Here is a 19,186-nt window from a genome sequence, read left to right on the forward strand (position 1 = left end):
GGGTATGCAAGGCTGCGGCAGGGCGAGGAACCGCGGCCGACGCGGGACGATCGACGCGACCAGAGGAACGGTGCACGGATGGACCTGACCTTCACCCCGGCCGAGGAGGAGTTCCGCAGCGAGCTGCGCTCCTGGCTCTCGGCCCACATCCCCGACGAGTGGACCCGCCCCGGCTTCTGGGAGTCCCTCGACGACACCGAGAGCTTCCGGATGCGCCGGGACTGGGAGCGCGACAAGGCCGAGGCCGGGTTCGCCGGCATCGAGTGGCCGACCGAGTTCGGCGGCCGCGGCGGCACGCCGGGCATGAAGGCCATCTACGACCAGGAGATGGTCCGCGCGCACGCACCGCGCACGGTGAACCCGCTGGGCCTGACCTTCCTCGCGCCGACCGTGATGGCGATCGGCTCCGACGCGCAGCGCAAGGAGATCATCGGCCCGATGCTGCGCAACGAGGTGATCTGGTGCCAGGGCTTCTCCGAGCCCGGCGCCGGCTCCGACCTCGCGGCGCTGAGCACGAAGGGCGTCCGGGACGGCGACGACTTCGTCGTCAACGGGCAGAAGGTGTGGACCACCAACGCGGTGCACGGCGACAAGATCTTCACCCTGGTCCGCACCGAGGCAGGCTCGGAGCGCCACCGCGGCATCAGCATGCTGCTGATCGACATGAACCAGCCGGGCGTCACGGCGCGCCCGCTGCGCCAGATGAGCGGTGCCAGCGAGTTCGGCGAGGTCTTCTTCGACGACGCCCGGGTCCCGGCCACCGACTGCCTCGGCGAGATCGGCGACGGCTGGCGGACGGCGATGCTGCTGCTCTCGTTCGAGCGCGGCGCGTCCGGCATCTCGCAGTACACCGAGTTCCGCCGGCAGTACGACGAGATCGCCGCCGTCGCGCGCCGGCTCGGCCGCGACACCGACCCGGTGATCCGCAACAAGCTCGCCAGGGTGCTCACCGAGCTGGAGTGCCTGAGGCTGCACTCGATGCACGTGCTCACCCGGGTCGAGCAGGGGCACGACCTCGGGTCCGAGTCGTCGATGACCAAGCTGCAGTGGTCGGAGGCGTTCCAGGACCTCTGGGAGGTCTACGACGACGTCCTCGGCGAGCACGCCACGCTCGACGCGCTGCCGGACGGGACCGACCTGCGGTCGTTGCACGCGCAGGCCATGTGGTCCCGCTCGGTGACCATCTGGGGCGGCTCGTCCCAGGTCCAGCGCAACATCACCGCCGAGCGCGTGCTCGGCCTGCCTCGCTGACCACGCCCACGAGGAGCGTCAGATGTTTTTCGCACTCACCGACGACCAGCGCGAGTTCGACAAGGCGGTTCGCGAGTACCTGGCCGAACGGTTCGACCTGGCGGCCGTGCGGGCGGTCGTCGAGGACACCACGTCGGACGGCAACCCGGCGTCGCTGTGGACGGCGGCCGGCGAGCAGGGCTGGCCGGCCGTCATGATCCCGGAGGAGCACGACGGGCTGGGACTCGGCCTGGTCGAGGCCCAGGTGATCGCCAGGGCGCTCGGCGCCGGGGTCGCGCCCGGGCCGTGGCGGGGCACCGTGCTGGCCGCCGAGGCCCTCCGGCTGGCCGGCTCCGACGCCCAGCGCGCGGCCTGGCTGCCGAAGCTCGCCGCGGGTGCGGCGGTCGGCGCGGCCACCCAGCAGGGCTCGGTCGCCGACGGCCTGCCGGCCGTGGAGTACGGCGCGATCGCCGACGTCGTGGTGGCACCGGCCGAGGACGGTGTTCCCGGGTTGTCGCTGGTCACCGGCGTGACGGCGACCCCGGTCGGCAGCTACGACGGCAGCACCCGGCTGGCCACGCTCTCCGGCGGCACCGCCGAGGCGTTGCCGGGCGCGACCGTCGAGGTGGTGCGGCAGCTGGCCGACCGGGCCACCGTGCTGGTCGCCGCGGACCTGGTCGGCATCGCCAGGGAGGCGGTGAACCGCACCGTCGCCTACGACCGGGACCGCGAGCAGTTCGGGGTGCCGGTCGGGTCCTTCCAGGCGATCAAGCACGCACTGGCCGACCTGCACGTCGGCGTGACGATGACCGAGCACGCGGCGCTGTACGCGGCGTACGCGGTGCAGGCCGAGCTGGACGGGGCCGAGCTCGCCGTCGCCGTGGCGAAGGCCAAGGCGAGCGACGTCGCGCTGCAGGCGACCGCCGCGATGATCCAGTACCACGGCGGGATCGGCTACACCTGGGAGCACGAGGCGCACCTCTTCTACAAGCGCGCCAAGCGGCTCGCCGGCCAGTACGGCGACGTCGACACGCAGCGGGAGCGGATCGCGGCGCTGACCGTCTGATCCGGCCGTCCGGACCGATGGGCTCGCCGCGGGAGTCCATCGTGCACCCGCCGACCTGATCGGGTGCACGGTGGACTCGCGGGCCCGGCCCGGACGTGGGACCGTTCCACGATGGCCCCCGTCGCGCCCGTCAACGCCACTGCCGCCGCGCTGCTCGGTCTGTTGCACGGCGGACCCATGACGGGTGGGCAGCTGGTCGCGGTGGCCGGGGAGCGCTTCGGACTGTTCTTCTCGGTCACCCGTAGCCAGGTGTACCGCGAGCTGCCGGTGCTGACCGAGGGGGGGCTGCTCCGGCTCGGCAAGCAGGGCCCGCGGGCGTCGCAGCAGTACGTGATCACCGCGAGCGGCAAGCGGGCGTTCCGCAGCTGGCTGACCGCCGGTGGTGAGGCCGACGCGGTCCGCAGCCCGATGGTGCTGCGGCTGCTGCAGGCCGGCCGGCTGACCGTGAAGCAGCGCACCGAGTTGCTCCGCTCGGCCCGGGAGGCCTACACCGAGCGGCTGGCCGAGGCCCGCGCCGCCGCGAAGGCCACCGACGACCCGTACGGCCGCCCGGTGGCCGACTTCGCCGTCGCGCACACCCGAGCGATGATCAAGTTAATCGACTCGGTGCCCGCGGACTGAGCGCCCGCGGCCCGGGCGGTCCGCTCACCCGCGTACCCTCGTGCGGCGTGACTCCCGACGTCCAGGCCGACCTGAATGACCTCGACACCACCCTGTCCAACATCGAGGCCGTCGCGGACGTGCCCCGGCTGCGCCAGGAGATCGAGGAACTCTCCGAGCAGGCGGGACGACCGGACCTCTGGGACGACGTCGAGGCGGCCCAGAAGATCACCAGTCGGCTCGCGTACGCCCAGGGAGACCTGCGCAGGCTCGACGACCTGCGCCGCCGGCTCGACGACCTCCCGGTGCTCTACGAGCTCGCCGCGGACGAGGACGACTCGGTCGCCGTCGCCGACGCCGACGCCGACCGCGCGAAGCTGCGCAGCGAGGTCGCCTCGCTGGAGGTCCGCACCCTGCTGTCGGGCGAGTACGACGAGCGCGAGGCGCTGGTGACCATCCGCGCCGAGGCCGGCGGGATCGACGCGGCCGACTTCGCCGAGATGCTGCTGCGGATGTACCTGCGCTGGGCCGAGCGGCACGGCTACGGCACCGACGTCTACGACACGTCCTACGCCGAGGAGGCCGGGATCAAGTCGGCCACCTTCGCGGTGCACGCGCCGTACGCCTTCGGCACGCTCTCGGTCGAGGCGGGCACGCACCGGCTGGTGCGCATCTCGCCGTTCGACAACCAGGGGCGGCGGCAGACCTCGTTCGCCGGGGTCGAGGTGGCGCCGGTGGTCGAGTCGACCGACCACATCGAGATCGACGAGAAGGATCTGCGGGTCGACGTGTTCCGCGCGTCCGGGCCGGGTGGCCAGGGCGTCAACACCACCGACTCGGCGGTCCGGCTCACCCACGTCCCGACCGGCATCGTGGTGGCCTGTCAGAACGAGCGCTCGCAGCTGCAGAACAAGGCGGCCGCGATGACGGTGCTGCAGGCCAAGCTGCTGGAGCGGCGGCACCGGGAGGAGCGCGAGCTCATGGACTCCTTCAAGGACTCCGGCTCGTCCTGGGGCAACCAGATGCGCAACTACGTCCTGCACCCGTACCAGCTGGTGAAGGACCTGCGCACCGAGCACGAGGCGGGGAACCCGTCGCAGGTGCTCGACGGCGAGATCGACGACTTCATCGAGGCCGGCATCCGCTGGCGCCGGCAGCAGGCCGACGGGACCGCGTGACCCGGGTGCGCCGCGGCGGTGCGGCCGCCGTCCTGCTGACCTGCCTGCTGGTGCTCGCGGCCTGCACCGGGGCGCCGTCCGGTGACGGGCCCGCCGCGCCGGCCCCGCCGGAGCCCCGCGACGTCGTCGCGTCGGCCGCCCGGTCGCTGGCCGACGCCGGCAGCGCCCGGGTCGAGCTGAGCGTCGGCGCCGCGACCGGCGCGGTGCAGGCGTCCGGGCCGATGCGCTTCACGCCGTTCGCCACGGACCTGACGGTCGCGTTCGGGACCCGCGGGGCCCAGGTCCGCGCCGTCGACGACGGCGTCTGGTTCCGGCTGGCCGGTGCCCCGGGCTGGCAGTCGCTATCGCCCGGGATGGTCCCGGTCGGAGCGGTCGGCGGCGCGCTGCAGGCGGTCCGCGGCCTGACCGACGTGACCGAGCGGGGAGGCGAGGACGTGGGCGGGGCCCCGGCGACGGTCTACGGCGGCACGGTCGATCTGGCCGCCGCGCGCGCCGGTGCCGACCCGGCCACCGCGGGCCGGCTGGCGCAGCTGTCCGGGCTGGTCTCGCCGACCCCGCGGTTCACCGCCTGGATCGGGGCGCCGGACGCCCCGGAGGCCGACCGCGGGCGGTTGCTGCGGCTGAGCCTGGAGCCCGCGCCCCCGGGGACGGCGCCGCAGCCGGCCCCGGCGCCGGGCGCGGTCACGATCGGGTTCGCCGAGCCGGGCCTCCCGGTCGAGGTGAGCCCCCCGGCCTGACGCCGGGCCTCCCGGTGCGGGTCAGTGCGGCGTGGCGCGCGGTCCGCGGGTCAGGGCGGCCAGCGCCAGCGCCGACACCGACACGGCCACGAGCATCACCACCGCCATCGCCACCGGGTCCGCACCGGCCAGCGGGGAGACGACCGCGCCCAGCCCGAACTGGGTGGCGCCCAGCAGCGCGGAGCCGGTCCCGGCCCGGTCCCGGACCTCGCCGGTCGCCAGCGCCGCGCCGTTGCCCATCACGAACCCCAGCGTGGTGAGGATCGCGAAGAGCAGCACCAGGACCGGCCACCGGGCGGCGCCGAGGAGCGTCACGGCGGTCAGCGCGGCGCAGAGCACGACCAGCAGCCCGACCGCGGTGACCAGCATCCGTCGCGGTGCGATCCGCGAGGCCAGCCGGCCGCTCACGATGTTCGCCAGGGTCAGCCCGGCCGCGTTCGCGCCGAAGGCCAGCGCGTACTGGGTGGGCGAGAGACCGAGCGTCTGCTGCAGGACGAACGGCGAGCCGGAGATGTAGGCGAACATCATCGCGAACGCGGCGGCGAACGCGAGCAGGTAGCCGACGAAGCGCGGGCGGCGCAGCAGGGTGCCCATGTCGGTGAACGTCCGGCGCAGCCCGCCGGTGGTGCGGGCGTCGGTGTCCAGGGTCTCGCCCACCGCGACGCTGGAGGCGACCAGCATCAGCAGCGCGAGCGCGGCCAGCACGACGAAGATGCCCCGCCAGCCGACCAGTCCGCCGATCGCGCTGCCGATCATCGGCGCCAGCACCGGGGCGATGCCGTTGATCGCCATCATCACCGAGAACAGCCGGACCGTACGCACGCCGGTGGTCCGGTCGGAGATCATCGCGCGGCTGAGGACGACGCCGGCCGCGCCGCCGAAGCCCTGCAGGAAGCGGGCCACCACCAGCACCGCGATCGACGGCGCGAGCGCGCTCGCGACGCTGGCCAGCAGCAACAGCACGGTGCCGGCCAGCACCAGCCGGCGTCGACCGAACGCGTCCGACAGCGGGCCGATGACCAGCTGACCGGTCGCCAGGCCGACCAGGAACGCGGTGAGCGTGAGCTGTGCCCCGGACGCCGGTGCGCCCAGCTCGGCCGCGACCTGCGGCAGTACCGGCAGGTACATGTCGGTCGCCAGCGGGGCCACCGCGGTGAGCAGCGCGAGCACGCAGATCCAGACGCCGTCCGGTACCCGGCGGCCGGAACGGGTCACCGGTGCGTTCGGTGCCGGGGTCGTGACGTTCGTCGGGCCGGGCATTCCGCTCCTCGGGTTCGCTACAGGTAGTTATGAAAGTAGATATAATCCATTGGGTAATCTAGCGTCTGTGACCGATCTCCACGCCGCGGCCGATCTCGGTGCCGCCCGCGACGAGCGGACCGACGTCTGGCCCGAGCTGGCGTCGGCCGTGCACGAGCTGTCCCGCGTGCTGCGCAGCGTCGGTGAGCGCGGCGCCGGGCTGGACGCGATCACCGGTTCCGAGGTCGAGGTCCTCCGCTGCGTGTCGGCCCGTCCCGGCAGCACGGTGTCCGCGGTGTCCCGGGCACTCGGCCTGCAGCCCAGCAACGTCAGCACCACGGTCCGCTCGCTGATCGGGCGCGACCTGCTCGAGCGCAGGTCCGATCCGGCGGACGGCCGGCGTGCCCTGCTGCACCCGACCGCGCGGGCGCGCCGGCACCGCACGCTGCTCGACGCCGCGTGGTCGCAGGGCGTCGAGCGGGCGCTCACCGAGCTGCCCGGGGGCGACGCCGAGGCGTTGCGGGCCGCGGTGCCCGCGCTGGCCCGGCTCGCCGGCGCGCTCGAGGGCCGGCGCGACCTCGGAGCGCACCCGCCGGGCTGACGGGCGTGTCGTCACGGGTTGTGTACTCCGAGCGGCGGTACCGTCCCGCTCCGTGATCGAGCTGCAGGACGTCACCAAGCGGTACCCGGCGTCCGGACGCCCGGCGCTGGACCGGATCTCGGCGACCGTGGAGCGCGGCGAGTTCGTGTTCCTCATCGGGCCCTCCGGCTCCGGCAAGTCGACCCTGCTGCGGCTGCTGCTGCGCGAGGACGGCCCGACCTCCGGCACGATCCGGGTGGACGGCCTGGACGTGGCGAAGCTGCCCCGGCGCAAGGTGCCGCGGCTGCGGCAGCGGATCGGCTGCGTGTTCCAGGACTTCCGGCTGCTGCCCAAGCGCAGCGTGGCCGGCAACGTCGCGTTCGCGCTCGAGGTGCTCGGCCGCCGCCCGTCCGAGATCCGGGTCGCGGTGCCCGAGCTGCTGGAGCTGGTCGGGTTGCAGGGCAAGGCCGAGCGGATGCCGCACGAGCTCTCCGGCGGCGAGCAGCAACGGGTGGCGATCGCCAGGGCGTCGGTGAACCGGCCGCCACTGCTGCTGGCCGACGAGCCGACCGGCAACCTCGATCCGGAGACGAGCCGGGAGATCATGCAGCTGCTGGAGCGGATCAACCGTGGTGGCACCACGGTGCTGATGGCCACCCACGAGTACACCATCGTCGACGCGATGCGCCGCCGGGTGATCGAGCTGGCCGACGGCGTGGTGCTGCGCGACGAGGCCCGCGCGGTGTACGGGGCGGGCCGGTAGATGCGCGCCGGACTGCTCACCCGCGAGGTCTCGGGCGGCCTGCGCCGGAACGTGACGATGACCGTCGCGATGGTGCTCACCACCGCGGTCACCCTGATGACGGTCGGCGCCGGGTTACTGGTGATCCGCACGATCGACGACATCTCGGCGCTCTACACCGACCGGCTCGAGATCCAGGTCGCGCTGTCGGCGGAGGTGTCGAGCGCGGACCCGGACTGTTCCGGGCCCGCCTGCTCCCGGCTGCGCAGCGTCCTGGTGTCCACCCCGGGCGTCGGTGAGGTGACCTACGAGTCGCAGGCCGCGGCGTACGCCCGGTTCCAGGAGCTGTTCGCAGGCCAGTCGGTCGCCGACGTCGCCCGGCCGCAGTCGCTGCCCGCGACGCTACGGGTCACCCTCACCGACCAGCAGGCCGGACCGGCCGCAGTGCGTGCCGCCGTCGAGGGCGACCCCGGGATCCGGGGGGTGATCGACCAGCGGGACGTCGTCGGGACGCTGTTCGACTTCCTCGGCGGGGTGCGGGACGTGGCGTTCGCGCTGGCCGTCGTGCAGGCGCTCGCCGCCGTCCTGCTGATCTCGAACACGGTGCAGGTGTCGGCCTTCACCCGGCGCACCGAGGTCGGCGTGATGCGGCTGGTCGGCGCGACCCGGTGGACCACCCAGCTGCCGTTCCTGGTGGAGGCCGCGGTCGCCGGGATGATCGGCGGGACGCTGGCCGGGATCGGTCTGGTCGCGGCCAAGTACGTCGTCGTCGACGACCTGCTGTCGGCCATCGGGACCGCCGGGGTGATCCCGCCGGTGCGGCTCACCGACGTGCTGGCGGTGTCGGTGCTGCTGATCCCGGTGGGCGGGGTCGTCGCCGGCGTCACCGGGTACGTGACGCTGCGGGCGTACGTGAAGGTCTGAGCGCGGCGCCGGATACCGGTGGCGCGTCGCGGGTAGGCTGACGGGGTGAAGGAACAGGGCCGGAAGGTGATCGCGCAGAACCGCCGGGCCCGGCACGACTACTCGATCCTGGACGTCTACGAGTCCGGGGTCGCGCTGAGGGGGACCGAGGTCAAGAGCCTCCGTCTGGGCCGGGCGTCGATGGCGGACGCGTTCGCCACGATCGACGACGGCGAGATCTTCCTGCGCGGGCTGCACATCCCCGAGTACGTGCGCGGGAGCTGGACCAACCACGAGCCGCGGCGGACCCGCAAGCTGCTGCTGCACCGCGAGGAGATCGACCGGCTGATGGGCAAGACCCGCGAGGGCGGGCTGACCCTGGTCCCGCTGTCGCTGTACTTCAGCGACGGCAAGGTCAAGTGCGAGATCGCGCTGGCGCGCGGCAAGAAGGACTACGACAAGCGCCGGGACCTGGCCAAGAAGGACGCCCAGCGGGAGATGGCCCGTGCCGTCGGTCGCGCCGCAAAGGGCCGCGCCCGCAGCCTGCGCTGAGGTGTCCGCCTAGGGTGGGCGGCGTGGATCTTCCCGAGCCACCCGCCGACGACGCCGACGTGCCCCGCTGGACCGCCGATCTGGGCCTGCCCGGCCTGGTGGATGTGCACGTGCACTTCCTGCCGGAACGGATGCTGCACAAGGTCTGGGCCTACTTCGACCGGGCCGAGGAGCACTACGGCATGCCCTGGCCGGTGCAGTACAAGCTGCCCGAACAGGAGCGGTACGCGCAGCTGGAGCGTCTCGGCGTGCTCCGGTTCGCCCCGCTGACCTACCCGCACAAGCCGGGGATGGGGGAGTGGCTGACCGGGTGGGCCGGCGAGTTCGCCGACACCTACCCGCGTGCGGTCCGGACCGCCACGCTGTTCCCGGAGCCGGAGGTGACCGACTACCTCGGCCGGGCCGTCGCCGACGGCGCCCGGATGGTCAAGGTGCACGTCCAGGTCGGCGGTTTCGACCCGCGCGACCCGAAGCTGCGCGACGCCTGGGGGCTGCTGGCCGACGCCGGCGTCCCGGTCGTCGTGCACTGCGGTGACGGCCCGATCCGCGGTGCGCACACCGGCCTGGGGATCTTCGCCGAGGTGCTCGAGGCGCACCCGGGCCTGCGGATCGTGCTCGCGCACGCCGGCATGCCGGACTTCACCGGCGCGCTGGAGCTGCTCGAACGGTTCCCGAACCTGGTGCTCGACACCACGATGGTCGGCACCGCGTTCAGCGAGCGGATCGCACCGCTGCCCCGGGACTGGCCGGCCCGCCTCGCGGAGTTCCCCGGCCGGGTCGTGCTGGGCACCGACTTCCCGAACATCCCCTACCCCTACGCCGAGCAGCTGGCCGCGATCCACGACTGGGCCGCCGCCGAACCCCGCCTGGGGCACGGCTTCCTGCGCTCGGTGCTCTACGACGCCCCCGCCGAACTGCTGGGCGTGCACCCCACCCCCTGAACCGCCCCTCCCGCCGCCACCCCGCCTCGCCGATCCCCGCCGAGATGCAGCTCAGCGGGAATTGTGGATCTTTCAGCCCCGCTGAGCTGCATCTCGGCGGGAGCCGGCCGGTTCGATTCGTATCGAGGAGAGTCCCGTGGTGAACCCGCAGCACGATTCGACCGGCGGCGCCGGGCCGTCCGAGCCGGTGAACGAGCCGGTGGACATCGCGCTCTACGGCGCGACCGGCTTCGTCGGTGCGCTGACCGCCGCCTACCTCGCCGAGCACGCGCCGCCCGGGGTGACGATCGCGCTCGCCGGCCGCTCCGAGGCGAAGCTCGCCGCCACCCGGGCGAGCCTGCCGGCCGCCGCGCGGGACTGGCCGCTGATCGTCGCCGACTCCGGGGACCCGGCCGCCACGGACCGGCTCGCACAGGCCGCGCGCGTGGTCGTCACCACGGTCGGCCCGTACGCCCGGCACGGCCGCAACCTCGTCGCGTCCTGCGCGCGGGCCGGGACGCACTACGCCGACCTGACCGGCGAGGTGCTGTTCGTGCGGGACAGCATCGACCGCTGCCACGGCGTGGCGGAGTCCACCGGGGCGCGGATCGTGCACTCCTGCGGGTACGACTCGGTGCCCTCGGACCTGGGGGTGTGGCTCGCGCACGCGGCCGCCTCGGCCGACGACGCCGGCGGGCTCACCGAGGTCCGCACCCTCGCCTCGCTGCGCGGCGGGGTCAGCGGCGGCACCGTCGACTCGCTGCGCGGGCAGCTCGACGCGGTGCGCGCCGACCGGTCGCTGCGCCGGCTGGCCGCCGACCCGCACGCGCTGAGCCCGGACCGGGCGGCCGAGCCGACGCCGTCGCAACCCGCCGACGCGGCCGCGCCCGGCCGCGCGCGGGACGGCCGGTGGACCGCGCCGTTCGTGATGGCCTCCCACAACACCCGGATCGTGCGCCGCAGCAACGCGCTGCTCGGGCACGCCTACGGTCGTGGCCTGCGCTACGGCGAGCTGCAGAACTGCGGCCGCGGCCCGCTGGGGGCGGTGACCGCGGCAGGGGTGACGGCGGGACTCGGCGCGCTGCTCGGGGCGTTCGCCCTGACCCCGCTGCGGCCGCTGCTCGACCGGGTGCTGCCGGCGCCGGGCACCGGGCCGTCCGAACGGACCCGGGAGCGCGGCTGGTTCCGGATGGACACCGACGCCCGGACCGGGCGCGGTGCCCGCTACCGGGTGCAGGTGTCGGGACCCGGGGACCCCGGGTACGCGGCGACCGCGGTGATGCTCGGCGAGAGCGGCCTCGCGCTGGCGCTCGGCGGGGCGTCGCTGCCCGACCGGGCCGGGGTGCTCACCCCGGCGACGGCGATGGGTGACGTGCTGGTGGAGCGGCTGCGCGCCGCCGGTCAGACGCTCTCCGCCGAACGGATCGGATGACGCGCCCGGGAACCGGAATGATCCGGCGGTCCCGGGGCGTTATGCTGACGTGTCCGTGCGGGTGGCCGAGCATGTGGGCGGCCGCACGGGGAACCAGGTGGACGACACCGACCAGGGGGTGAACGGTTTCGACTCCGATCGTTGATCGAGGTGAAGCGTGCCGAGGAAGGCGACGATGATCTCGTTAACCATGCGTCGCAAAAAAATAAGTGCCGACAACAGTCGCACTGCCCCGGCTCAGGCTCAGAGCGCCTTCGCGCTCGCTGCCTGATCCAGTAAGGGGCTGTCGGACCGGAGGCGTCCCCGCTCCGGATCCCGGCATCGTCTAGGGGACTCACCCTGCGGGTCGGCCGCGGAGCCGCAGGGGACATCCAACAGCGGCTGGGATCGTCACACCGGCTCGTTCGCGTGACCGGTGGATCCGAGTAGAGACAGAGCGGACTGCGCACGGAGAAGCCCTCGTGAACCGACGGAGGACCCGGGTTCGATTCCCGGCACCTCCACCGAACGGCCTGCGGCCCCGTCCCGGACTTCCGGGGCGGGGCCGCTCGTCGTTGGTGCCGGGGACGGCGGACCGGGCCGGGTGCTGGCATCCTGTCGGCATGCGCGTGACCGTGGACAAGGACCTCTGCATCGGCGCGGGGCAGTGCGTCGTCACCGCCCCCGACGTCTTCGACCAGGACGACGACGGCATCGTCGAGCTGCTCACCGACGATCCCGCCGAGAGCGACCGGGACGCGGTCAAGGAGGCCGAGCACGTCTGCCCGGCCCGGGTGATCGCCGTCGCGGACTGACCGCGCTCAGGCGACGCCGACCCCGATCAGCATCCCGACGAGGTAGGTGGCGCCGGCCGCGATCGCTCCGAACGCGAGCTGGCGCACCGCCGCACCCCACCACGTCCGGGTGGTGAACCGCGAGGTCAGCGCGCCCGCGACGAGCAGCCCCGCCCCGCCGACCGCCAGGCCGAGGGGCAGCGACCCGAACCCGAGCAGGAACGTGAGCAGCGGCAGCAGGCCGCCGACCGCGAACGCCGCGAACGACGAGGTGGCCGCCACCCACGGCGAGGGCTGGTCGTCCAGGCTGACGCCGATCTCCTGGCTCAGGTGCACCCGCAGCGCCAGGTCCGGGTCCGCGTGCATCTCCCGGGCCACCGCGTCGGCGGTCGGCCCGGACAGGCCCATCGCCCGGAAGCGCCGGCTCAGCTCGACCTGCTCGGCCCGCGGGTGGACCGCCAGCTCGCGCCGCTCCACCGCCGCCTCGGCCGCCACGGCGTCGTTCTGGGTGCCGACCGAGGCGAACTCGCCCAGCGCCATCGAGAACGCCCCCGCGACGACGCCGGCCAGCCCGGTCAGCACGATCATGTCCCGGCCCGCCCCGCCACCACCGACGCCTGCGACCAGCGCGATCGTAGTGACCAGGCCGTCCATCGCGCCGAACGTCGCCGCCCGCAGCCAGCCGCCGGACACGTCGCGGTGCACGTGGTCGTGCCGGTGCGCCGCCAGCTCGGCGTCCAGCTCCGGATCCTCCATGGACGGAGACGATAGGGCCGCGGGGCCCCGGTGCGGTGCACGACGACGGCGCCGGTCACCCGGCCGGAGCGGGCACTAGGCTCGCCGGCGTGACCACCGCCCGGGTGCTGGACGTGACCGGCACCGTCGTGCGGCTCGGGCTCGCGGCCGTCTGGCTGGTGTCCGGGTCGCTCAAGATCACCGACCCGATCGGGTCGGCGATCGCGGTGGGCGCCTACGACGTGCTGCCCGGCGAGGCCGTCGGGCTGGTGGCGACCGTGCTGCCGTTGCTGGAGCTGGCCCTGGGTGTGCTGCTGCTGGCGGGTATCGGCACCCGGCTCGCGGGGCTGGTGAGCGCGGTCCTGCTGGCCGGTTTCGTGTCCGGGCTCCTCCAGGCGTGGGCGCGCGGGCTGTCGATCGACTGCGGCTGCTTCGGCGGCGGCGGGCCGGTCGCACCCGGACAGGAGCGGTACGGCGGCACGCTGCTGCGCGATCTGGGCTTCCTGGCCCTCGCCCTGTGGCTGTCGGTGCGCCCGCGCACACTGCTGGCGGTGGATCGGATCTGGGACCCCGCGCCGGCGGGCGGTCCCGGCACGGGCGATCGGACGAGTGGCCGGCGGGCGCCGGCCGGTGCGGAGGGGGACCGGTGATGGCACCGAGCGAGCGAGAGCGCAGGCAGGCGTCCCAGGCCCGGCTGCAGGCGGCGGGCATCACCCCGCCACAGCGCGGCGGCGCCGGCCGCGGGCTGGCGATCGGCGCGGTCGTCCTGGTCGTCGCGCTGGCGGCGGGGCTCTACGTGTTCTGGCAGAACCGCTCGGCCGGGATCGAACCCACCTACCCGGTGACCCGCAACGGCACCGTCGTCGCCGCCGGGAACCCGGCCGCCGGAGTCACCGTGGACATCTACGAGGACTACCTCTGCCCGGGCTGCAAGGAGGTCGAGCGGTACTACGGCGACGAGATCACCACCGCGCTCAACGAGGGCAAGGCCAAGGTCAACTACCACACGGTCGCGATCCTGGACGACGCCACGACCCCGCCCGGCTACTCGACGCTGGCCGGGAACGCGGCGCTCTGCGCGGTCGACGCCGGAATCTGGCCGCGGTTCCACGCCCGGCTCTACGCCGAGCAGCCCGCCGAGGGTGCGGCCGGCAGGACCGCGCAGGAGCTGACCGCGGTCGGCACCGAGCTCGGCGCGACCGGTGACTTCGCCGGCTGCGTGAACCGCAACGCCGAGGCGGCGGCCATCACCGACGCCACCGAGGCCGCGGCGGCCGACCCGATCGTCGCGCCGGGGGGCCGGTTCAGCACGCCGTCCGTCCTGCTGAACGGCGCCAAGATCGACGTCCAGGACACCGACTGGCTGAGCCGGGCCGTCGGGGGCTGACCTCAGCCCGGCACGCGCACGGTGAACCGGGGCAGGAACCACTGGATCAGCGGCCCGACGCCCAGCGCGTAGGCCACCGTCACGACGCCGAAGGTGCCGCCGAGCAGCCAGCCGGTGAGCACCACCGTCACCTCGATCGCGGTGCGGACCAGACGCACCGACCGGCCGGTCCGGGCGGCCAGCCCGGTCATCAACCCGTCCCGCGGCCCGGGCCCGAGTCCGACGCCGACGTAGGCCGCGGTCGCGGCGGCGTTCAGCACGATCCCGGCGACGGCGAGCCCGATCCGGGCGGCGAGCCCGTCCACCGGCGGGATGAGCGCCAGCCAGGCGTCCACCGTCAGCGCGATCACCACGACGTTCGCCACCGTCCCGATCCCCGGCCGCTCGCGCAGCGGGATCCAGGCCAGCAGCACGACCACGCCGACCAGCACCGTCGCCGCCCCGATCGGCAGGCCGGTCCGCAGCGACAGGCCTTGGTGCAGGACGTCCCACGGCATCGCGCCCAGCCCGCTGCGCAGCATCAGCGCCATCGAGCAGGAGTAGGCGGCCAGACCCAGCACCAGCTGGGTCAGCCGTCGCGTGCGGCGGGGCATCCGCAGCGTCCACCGGGTCGTCCCGTCGATCGTCACGAAATGGCATGCTTCCCGGTGCAGTGGCTCGATGTCATCGGTCCAATCGATGGGAAGTGGCCATGGATCCGCGCAAGCTCGGGGAACTGCTCGGCGACGTCCGGGACGCCTGTGGCCCGGCCTACCGCGCCCTGGCGGACGGCGTGCGGGTGCTCGTCGCGGACGGCCGGCTGCCATCGGGCACCCGGTTGCCGGCCGAGCGGTCGCTGGCCGGGGTGCTCGGCGTCAGCCGGATCACCGTCACGCACGCCTACCGGGAGCTGCGCGCGAACGGCTGGGCCGACGCCCGGCAGGGCTCCGGCACCTGGGTCCGGTTCCCGGATCTCCCGGACGGCGCCTCGGGCGCCGACGGGGCCTGGGTGCCCGGCCCGGCCCGTCCCGGCGTCATCGACCTGGCGCACGCCGCGCCGGCCGCGCCGGACGCGATGCCACAGCTGGTGCGCCGTGCCGTCGAGCGGCTCGACGCCGAGCTCGCCTCCCACGGCTACGGCCCGGACGGGTTGCCCGCGCTGCGGGAGCGGATCGCGGCCCGCTTCACCGCCCGCGGGCTGCCCACCGAGCCGGACCGGATCGTGGTGACCGGCGGGGCGCTGCACGCGATCGGCACCGCCCTCGGGACGCTGGCCGGCGCCGGTGACCGGGTTCTCGTCGAGCACCCGACCTACCCGAGCGCGCTGGACGTGATCACCGACGCCGGGGCCCGCGTCGTCCCGGTCGCGCTGGACCGGGACGCCCCGGAGGCCGCGCTGCCCCGCGCGGCCCGGCAGACCGCGGCCCGGGCCGCGTACCTGATGGCGGACTTCCAGAACCCGACCGGCGCGCTGCTTGACGACGACGCCCGGGCCCGGCTGCTGCACCGGCTGGCCCGCCAGGACGTCGTCGCCGTGGTCGACGAGACGTTCGCCGAGCTGGACCTGCGCACCGGGGCCGTACCGGCGCTGCCGTGCGCCGCGCACGCCCCGCGCGAGGAGGACGCCGTCACCGTCGGCGGACTGAGCAAGGTCGCCTGGGGAGGGCTGCGCCTGGGCTGGGTCCGGGCGGCGGCCGAACCCGCGGCGCGGATGCGGCGGCGGCTGGCCCGGGCCCAGGTCGCCCCGCCGGTACTGGAGCAGCTGATCGGGGTCGAGGTGCTGGACGCCCTCGACGTGATCCGGGCCGAGCGGGCACGGCGGCTGCGGGACCGCCGGGACGCGCTGGTCGGGCTGCTCGCCGACGCGTTCCCGGGCTGGCGGGTCGTCCCGCCCGAGGGCGGCGTGGTCCTGTGGTGCGACCTCGGTGCACCGGTGTCGTCGGCGCTCGCGGCGGCCGCGCCCCGGCACGGGCTGGCCCTCGCGCCCGGCTCGCGGTTCGGCCACGGCCGGGCCTTCGACGACCGGTTGCGGCTGCCCTTCACCCACCCCGAACCGGTGCTGGCCGAGGCGGTCCGCCGGCTCCGCCGGGTCGCGGACGAGGTCGGCGACCCCGCACGCGACGGCGCCGGCGCGGCCTCTGCGGACGGGCACCGCGCCGGGGTGGTGGTCTGAAGGGGGATCGTCGTCCGGGTGTCGATCCGTGCCATCGGTGGCATCGATCGACACCGGGCCTGCGATCACCGGCTACAGGACCAGGTCCAGCAGCAGCACCAGCACCAGGCCGGACACCGAGATCACCGTCTCCATGATCGACCAGGTCCGGATGTTCTGCCCGACGGTGAGCCCGAAGTACTCCTTGACCAGCCAGAATCCGGCGTCGTTGACGTGCGAGAAGAACAGCGAACCGGCGCCGATGGCGAGCACCAGCAGCGAGGTCTGGGCTGGGTCCAGGGTCGGCAGCAGCGGTACCAGGATGCCTGCCGCGGTGACCGTGGCGACCGTCGCCGAGCCCGTCGCCAGCCGGATCGCGACGGCGACCAGCCAGCCCAGCAGCAGCGCGGAGATCCCGGCGCCGGTGGCCCAGCCGGCGATCAGGTCGCCGATGCCGGTGTCGACCAGCGTCTGTTTGAAGCCACCACCGGCCGCGACGATCAGCACGATCCCCGCGATCGGTGGCAGCGACGACTCGACCGTCGCCATGACCGCCCGGCGGCCCATCCCGGACCCGGCGCCGAGGGTGAACACCGCGACCAGCACCGACAGCAGCAGCGCGACCAGCGGTGTGCCGACGAAGTCGAGCGCCGAGCGCACCGGGTTGCCCTCGGCCGCGACGACGTCGCCGACCGCCTTGCCCATCATCAGCACGACCGGCAGCAGGACGGTGGCCAGCGTGATCCCGAACCCGGGCCGCCGGACCGGACCGTCCGGGTCCCGGGTGTCGGTGTCCGCGGCGTCGCTGTCCGGGCCGGAGTCACCGGTCGGCGTGCCGGTGGCGCCCGCGGCGATCCTCGACTCGAACAGGGCGGGTGGCGCGACGTCCACCCAGCGCGCCGCGAGCTTCGCGAACAGCGGCCCGGACAGCGCGATCACCGGGATCGCCACGAGCACGCCGAGCAGCAGCGTGATGCCCAGGTCGGCGTTCAGCACGCCGATCGCGGCCAGCGGGCCGGGGTGCGGCGGGACCAGCCCGTGCATCGCGGACAGCCCGGCCAGCGCCGGGATCCCGATCGCGACCACCGACATCCGCGCGCGGCGGGCGACCAGGAAGATCACCGGCATCAGGATGACCAGGCCGATCTCGAAGAACATCGGCAGCCCGATCAGCGCGCCGACCAGCGCCATCGCCCACGGCAGCGACCGCGGCCCGGACCGGGCGATGATCGTGTCGACGATCCGGTCCGCGCCGCCGGTGTCGGCGAGCAGCTTGCCGAACATCGCCCCGAGTGCGATCAGCGTGCCGACGTCGGCGGCGGTGTCGCCGAAGCCCTCGGAGAAGGCGTCGACGGCGTCGTCCATCGGCATCCCGGCGACCGCGGCGACCAGCAGCGAGCCGATCGTCAGCGCCAGGAACGGGTGCAGCGAGAACTGCGTGATCAGCACGACCAGCGCGGCGATACCGACCAGCGCGGCGGTGAGCAGGCGGCCTCCGGAGGCGACCGGGGCGGCCTGCTCGGCGGCCAGGACCAGGGCGGGGGAGGTGAACGGGCTCATGCGGGGCCCTCCGCCCGGGCCACGACCGCTGCGCCCTGCGCGACCAGGTCGTCGACGGCGCCCGCCAGGTCCAGCGTGCCGCCGGTCTCGTCGGGGCCCAGCGGTTCGAGTGTGTCGAGCTGGGAGTCCAGCAGCTCCAGCGGCATGAAGTGGCCCTGCCGGTGACCCATCCGCCCGGCGAGCACCGCGCGGTCCCCGGCCAGGTGCAGGAACAGCGTGCGCGGTGCGTGGCGGCGCAGCCGGTCCCGGTAGCTGCGGCGCAGCGCGGAGCAGGCGACGACCAGGCCGGTGCCCGCGTGCCGGGCCAGCTCGGCGCCGACCGCGTCCAGCCAGGGCCACCGGTCGTCGTCGGTCAGCGGGACGCCGGCGTGCATCTTGGCGACGTTGGCGGCGGGGTGCAGGTCGTCGGCGTCGGTGAAGCCGACCCCGAGACGGGTGGCGAGGGCGGCGCCGACGGTGGACTTGCCGGAGCCGGACACCCCCATCACGACGACCAGGGGCGGGGCGGGTTGCTGCGTCACTGCATCGGCTCCCTCGGGGGTGGCGGCTCCGGCACGCGGGCCGGGTACCCGGCCGCAGGCCCGTTCAGCCTGCGCGATAAGTACTACGTATTCAAGGCCGGACCGATTCAGATATGTGGATACGCACTGCGGGTAGGCATTCGTGTGCCAGGATCGCCCCGGTGGCGACAGACCGGGCGGGTGCGGCGGGCGGGTTGCACGCCGACGTCCTCGACCGGCTCGGTGCGCTCGTCGCCGGTGGTGAGCTGGATCCCGGGCAGGTGCTGCGTGCCGACGAGCTGGGCGAGCGGTTCGGGGTGTCCCGGACCGTCGTCCGGGAGGCAGTGCGGGTGCTCGAGTCGATGGGCCTGGTGCAGAGCCGGCGCCGGGTCGGGGTGACGGTCGCGCCGCGCGAGCGGTGGAACGTGCACGACCCGCGGGTGATCCGCTGGCGGCTGGACGGCCCGGACCGGGACGACCAGCTGCGGTCGCTGTCCGAGCTGCGGCACGGCGTCGAGCCGGTGGCCGCCGCGCTGGCCGCGGCCCGGGCCACCCCCGAACAGTGCGGCGATCTCGTCGGGGCCGTGCTGGACATGACCGTGCACGGCCGTTCCGGGGACCTGGAGGCATACCTGGCGGCCGACGTCCGGTTCCACCGGACGCTGCTGGCCGCGTCCGGCAACGAGATGCTCGCCGCGCTGGACGGGGTGGTGGCCGAGGTGCTGGCCGGCCGGACCCGGCACCATCTGATGCCCGCCCGGCCGGAGCCGCTCGCGATCCGGCGCCACGGTGACGTCGCCGACGCGGTGCGCGCCGGCGACGCGGCGGCGGCCGAGTCGGCCATGCGCGAGATCCTCGCCGAGGCGGCCGCCGCGATGCGGGCGGGTGCCGGGCCGGCGTCCTGAGTGATCCGGGGTACCC

21 protein-coding genes and 1 other RNA gene are annotated in these 19,186 nt (G+C 74.4%); 17 read left to right on the forward strand and 5 right to left on the reverse strand.

The window, feature by feature from the left end; genetic code table 11:
- Window positions 1–78 precede the first annotated feature (78 nt).
- From ACLFMI_RS03100 to ACLFMI_RS03120, 5 genes are all read left to right on the forward strand, one after another.
- Complete coding sequence (locus tag ACLFMI_RS03100) at window positions 79–1,251, forward strand: acyl-CoA dehydrogenase family protein (RefSeq protein ID WP_410946161.1); 1,173 nt, start codon at window positions 79–81, stop codon at window positions 1,249–1,251.
- A gap of 22 nt (window positions 1,252–1,273) precedes the next feature.
- Window positions 1,274–2,296, forward strand: a complete 1,023-nt coding sequence (locus ACLFMI_RS03105) for an acyl-CoA dehydrogenase family protein (RefSeq protein WP_410946162.1) — start codon at window positions 1,274–1,276, stop codon at window positions 2,294–2,296.
- A 111-nt stretch (window positions 2,297–2,407) separates the two neighbouring features.
- The gene (locus ACLFMI_RS03110) at window positions 2,408–2,917 is read left to right on the forward strand and encodes a PadR family transcriptional regulator (protein ID WP_410946163.1); all 510 of its coding nucleotides are present in this window, start codon (window positions 2,408–2,410) and stop codon (window positions 2,915–2,917) included.
- 47 nt (window positions 2,918–2,964) lie between these two features.
- Entirely contained in the window at window positions 2,965–4,074 is a 1,110-nt protein-coding gene (gene prfB / locus ACLFMI_RS03115) for a peptide chain release factor 2 (protein WP_410946164.1), read from the forward strand.
- Complete coding sequence (locus tag ACLFMI_RS03120) at window positions 4,071–4,811, forward strand: LolA-like protein (protein ID WP_410946165.1); 741 nt, start codon at window positions 4,071–4,073, stop codon at window positions 4,809–4,811. Before prfB ends, ACLFMI_RS03120 begins: the two co-directional genes overlap by 4 nt.
- 21 nt (window positions 4,812–4,832) lie before the next feature.
- Here the strand turns inward: ACLFMI_RS03120 and ACLFMI_RS03125 are convergent, their stop codons facing one another.
- Window positions 4,833–6,071, reverse strand: coding sequence for a multidrug effflux MFS transporter (locus tag ACLFMI_RS03125; RefSeq protein ID WP_410946166.1), 1,239 nt, complete (start codon window positions 6,069–6,071; stop codon window positions 4,833–4,835).
- Window positions 6,072–6,138: 67 nt separating this feature from the next.
- On the opposite strand from ACLFMI_RS03125, the gene ACLFMI_RS03130 reads away from it, so the two are divergent.
- The 8 genes from ACLFMI_RS03130 (at window position 6,139) to ACLFMI_RS03165 (ending at window position 11,973) form a co-directional block, all read left to right on the forward strand.
- Complete coding sequence (locus tag ACLFMI_RS03130; protein WP_410946167.1) at window positions 6,139–6,651, forward strand: MarR family winged helix-turn-helix transcriptional regulator; 513 nt, start codon at window positions 6,139–6,141, stop codon at window positions 6,649–6,651.
- 52 nt (window positions 6,652–6,703) lie between these two features.
- Window positions 6,704–7,393, forward strand: coding sequence for a cell division ATP-binding protein FtsE (gene ftsE / locus ACLFMI_RS03135; RefSeq protein WP_410946168.1), 690 nt, complete (start codon window positions 6,704–6,706; stop codon window positions 7,391–7,393).
- Entirely contained in the window at window positions 7,394–8,296 is a 903-nt protein-coding gene (gene ftsX, locus ACLFMI_RS03140; protein ID WP_410946169.1) for a permease-like cell division protein FtsX, read from the forward strand.
- A gap of 45 nt (window positions 8,297–8,341) precedes the next feature.
- The gene (gene smpB, locus ACLFMI_RS03145) at window positions 8,342–8,827 is read left to right on the forward strand and encodes an SsrA-binding protein SmpB (protein ID WP_410946170.1); all 486 of its coding nucleotides are present in this window, start codon (window positions 8,342–8,344) and stop codon (window positions 8,825–8,827) included.
- Between the two features lie 14 nt (window positions 8,828–8,841).
- Window positions 8,842–9,768 carry an amidohydrolase family protein gene (locus tag ACLFMI_RS03150; RefSeq protein ID WP_410946171.1) on the forward strand — a complete coding sequence of 309 codons (927 nt, stop codon included), beginning with the start codon at window positions 8,842–8,844 and terminating at the stop codon, window positions 9,766–9,768.
- 136 nt (window positions 9,769–9,904) lie between these two features.
- Window positions 9,905–11,179, forward strand: a complete 1,275-nt coding sequence (locus ACLFMI_RS03155) for a saccharopine dehydrogenase family protein (protein WP_410946172.1) — start codon at window positions 9,905–9,907, stop codon at window positions 11,177–11,179.
- 114 nt (window positions 11,180–11,293) lie between these two features.
- Window positions 11,294–11,685, forward strand: a transfer-messenger RNA (tmRNA) gene (gene ssrA / locus ACLFMI_RS03160).
- A 96-nt stretch (window positions 11,686–11,781) separates the two neighbouring features.
- Window positions 11,782–11,973, forward strand: a complete 192-nt coding sequence (locus ACLFMI_RS03165) for a ferredoxin (RefSeq protein ID WP_410946173.1) — start codon at window positions 11,782–11,784, stop codon at window positions 11,971–11,973.
- Between the two features lie 6 nt (window positions 11,974–11,979).
- On the opposite strand, the gene ACLFMI_RS03170 is transcribed toward ACLFMI_RS03165, so the two are convergent.
- A complete protein-coding gene (locus ACLFMI_RS03170) occupies window positions 11,980–12,708 on the reverse strand; it encodes a VIT1/CCC1 transporter family protein (protein WP_410946174.1) in 729 nt (242 codons plus the stop codon).
- Between the two features lie 89 nt (window positions 12,709–12,797).
- Between ACLFMI_RS03170 and ACLFMI_RS03175 the strand changes: the two genes are divergently transcribed.
- Both ACLFMI_RS03175 and ACLFMI_RS03180 read left to right on the forward strand, forming a co-directional pair.
- A complete protein-coding gene (locus tag ACLFMI_RS03175) occupies window positions 12,798–13,337 on the forward strand; it encodes a MauE/DoxX family redox-associated membrane protein (protein ID WP_410946175.1) in 540 nt (179 codons plus the stop codon).
- Window positions 13,337–14,074, forward strand: a complete 738-nt coding sequence (locus ACLFMI_RS03180) for a DsbA family protein (protein ID WP_410946176.1) — start codon at window positions 13,337–13,339, stop codon at window positions 14,072–14,074. The genes ACLFMI_RS03175 and ACLFMI_RS03180 overlap by 1 nt, the downstream gene beginning before the upstream one ends.
- A gap of 2 nt (window positions 14,075–14,076) precedes the next feature.
- On the opposite strand, the gene yczE is transcribed toward ACLFMI_RS03180, so the two are convergent.
- Window positions 14,077–14,667, reverse strand: a complete 591-nt coding sequence (gene yczE, locus ACLFMI_RS03185; protein WP_410946305.1) for a membrane protein YczE — start codon at window positions 14,665–14,667, stop codon at window positions 14,077–14,079.
- Between the two features lie 98 nt (window positions 14,668–14,765).
- Here yczE and yczR point away from each other — a divergent pair, with 98 nt between their 5' ends.
- Window positions 14,766–16,226, forward strand: coding sequence for a MocR-like transcription factor YczR (gene yczR, locus ACLFMI_RS03190; RefSeq protein WP_410946177.1), 1,461 nt, complete (start codon window positions 14,766–14,768; stop codon window positions 16,224–16,226).
- A gap of 72 nt (window positions 16,227–16,298) precedes the next feature.
- On the opposite strand, the gene ACLFMI_RS03195 is transcribed toward yczR, so the two are convergent.
- Both ACLFMI_RS03195 and ACLFMI_RS03200 read right to left on the reverse strand, forming a co-directional pair.
- A complete protein-coding gene (locus ACLFMI_RS03195) occupies window positions 16,299–17,765 on the reverse strand; it encodes a GntT/GntP/DsdX family permease (protein ID WP_410946178.1) in 1,467 nt (488 codons plus the stop codon).
- Window positions 17,762–18,286: a gluconokinase gene (locus tag ACLFMI_RS03200; protein ID WP_410946179.1), complete on the reverse strand. Its 525-nt coding sequence runs from the start codon at window positions 18,284–18,286 to the stop codon at window positions 17,762–17,764. Before ACLFMI_RS03200 ends, ACLFMI_RS03195 begins: the two co-directional genes overlap by 4 nt.
- A gap of 161 nt (window positions 18,287–18,447) precedes the next feature.
- Here ACLFMI_RS03200 and ACLFMI_RS03205 point away from each other — a divergent pair, with 161 nt between their 5' ends.
- Window positions 18,448–19,170 (forward strand): FadR/GntR family transcriptional regulator, encoded by a 723-nt coding sequence (locus tag ACLFMI_RS03205; RefSeq protein ID WP_410946180.1) that lies wholly within the window; start codon window positions 18,448–18,450, stop codon window positions 19,168–19,170.
- Window positions 19,171–19,186: the final 16 nt, after the last annotated feature.

The organism is Pseudonocardia nantongensis (assembly GCF_046546495.1).
Classification (GTDB): Bacteria; Actinomycetota; Actinomycetes; order Mycobacteriales; family Pseudonocardiaceae; genus Pseudonocardia; species Pseudonocardia nantongensis.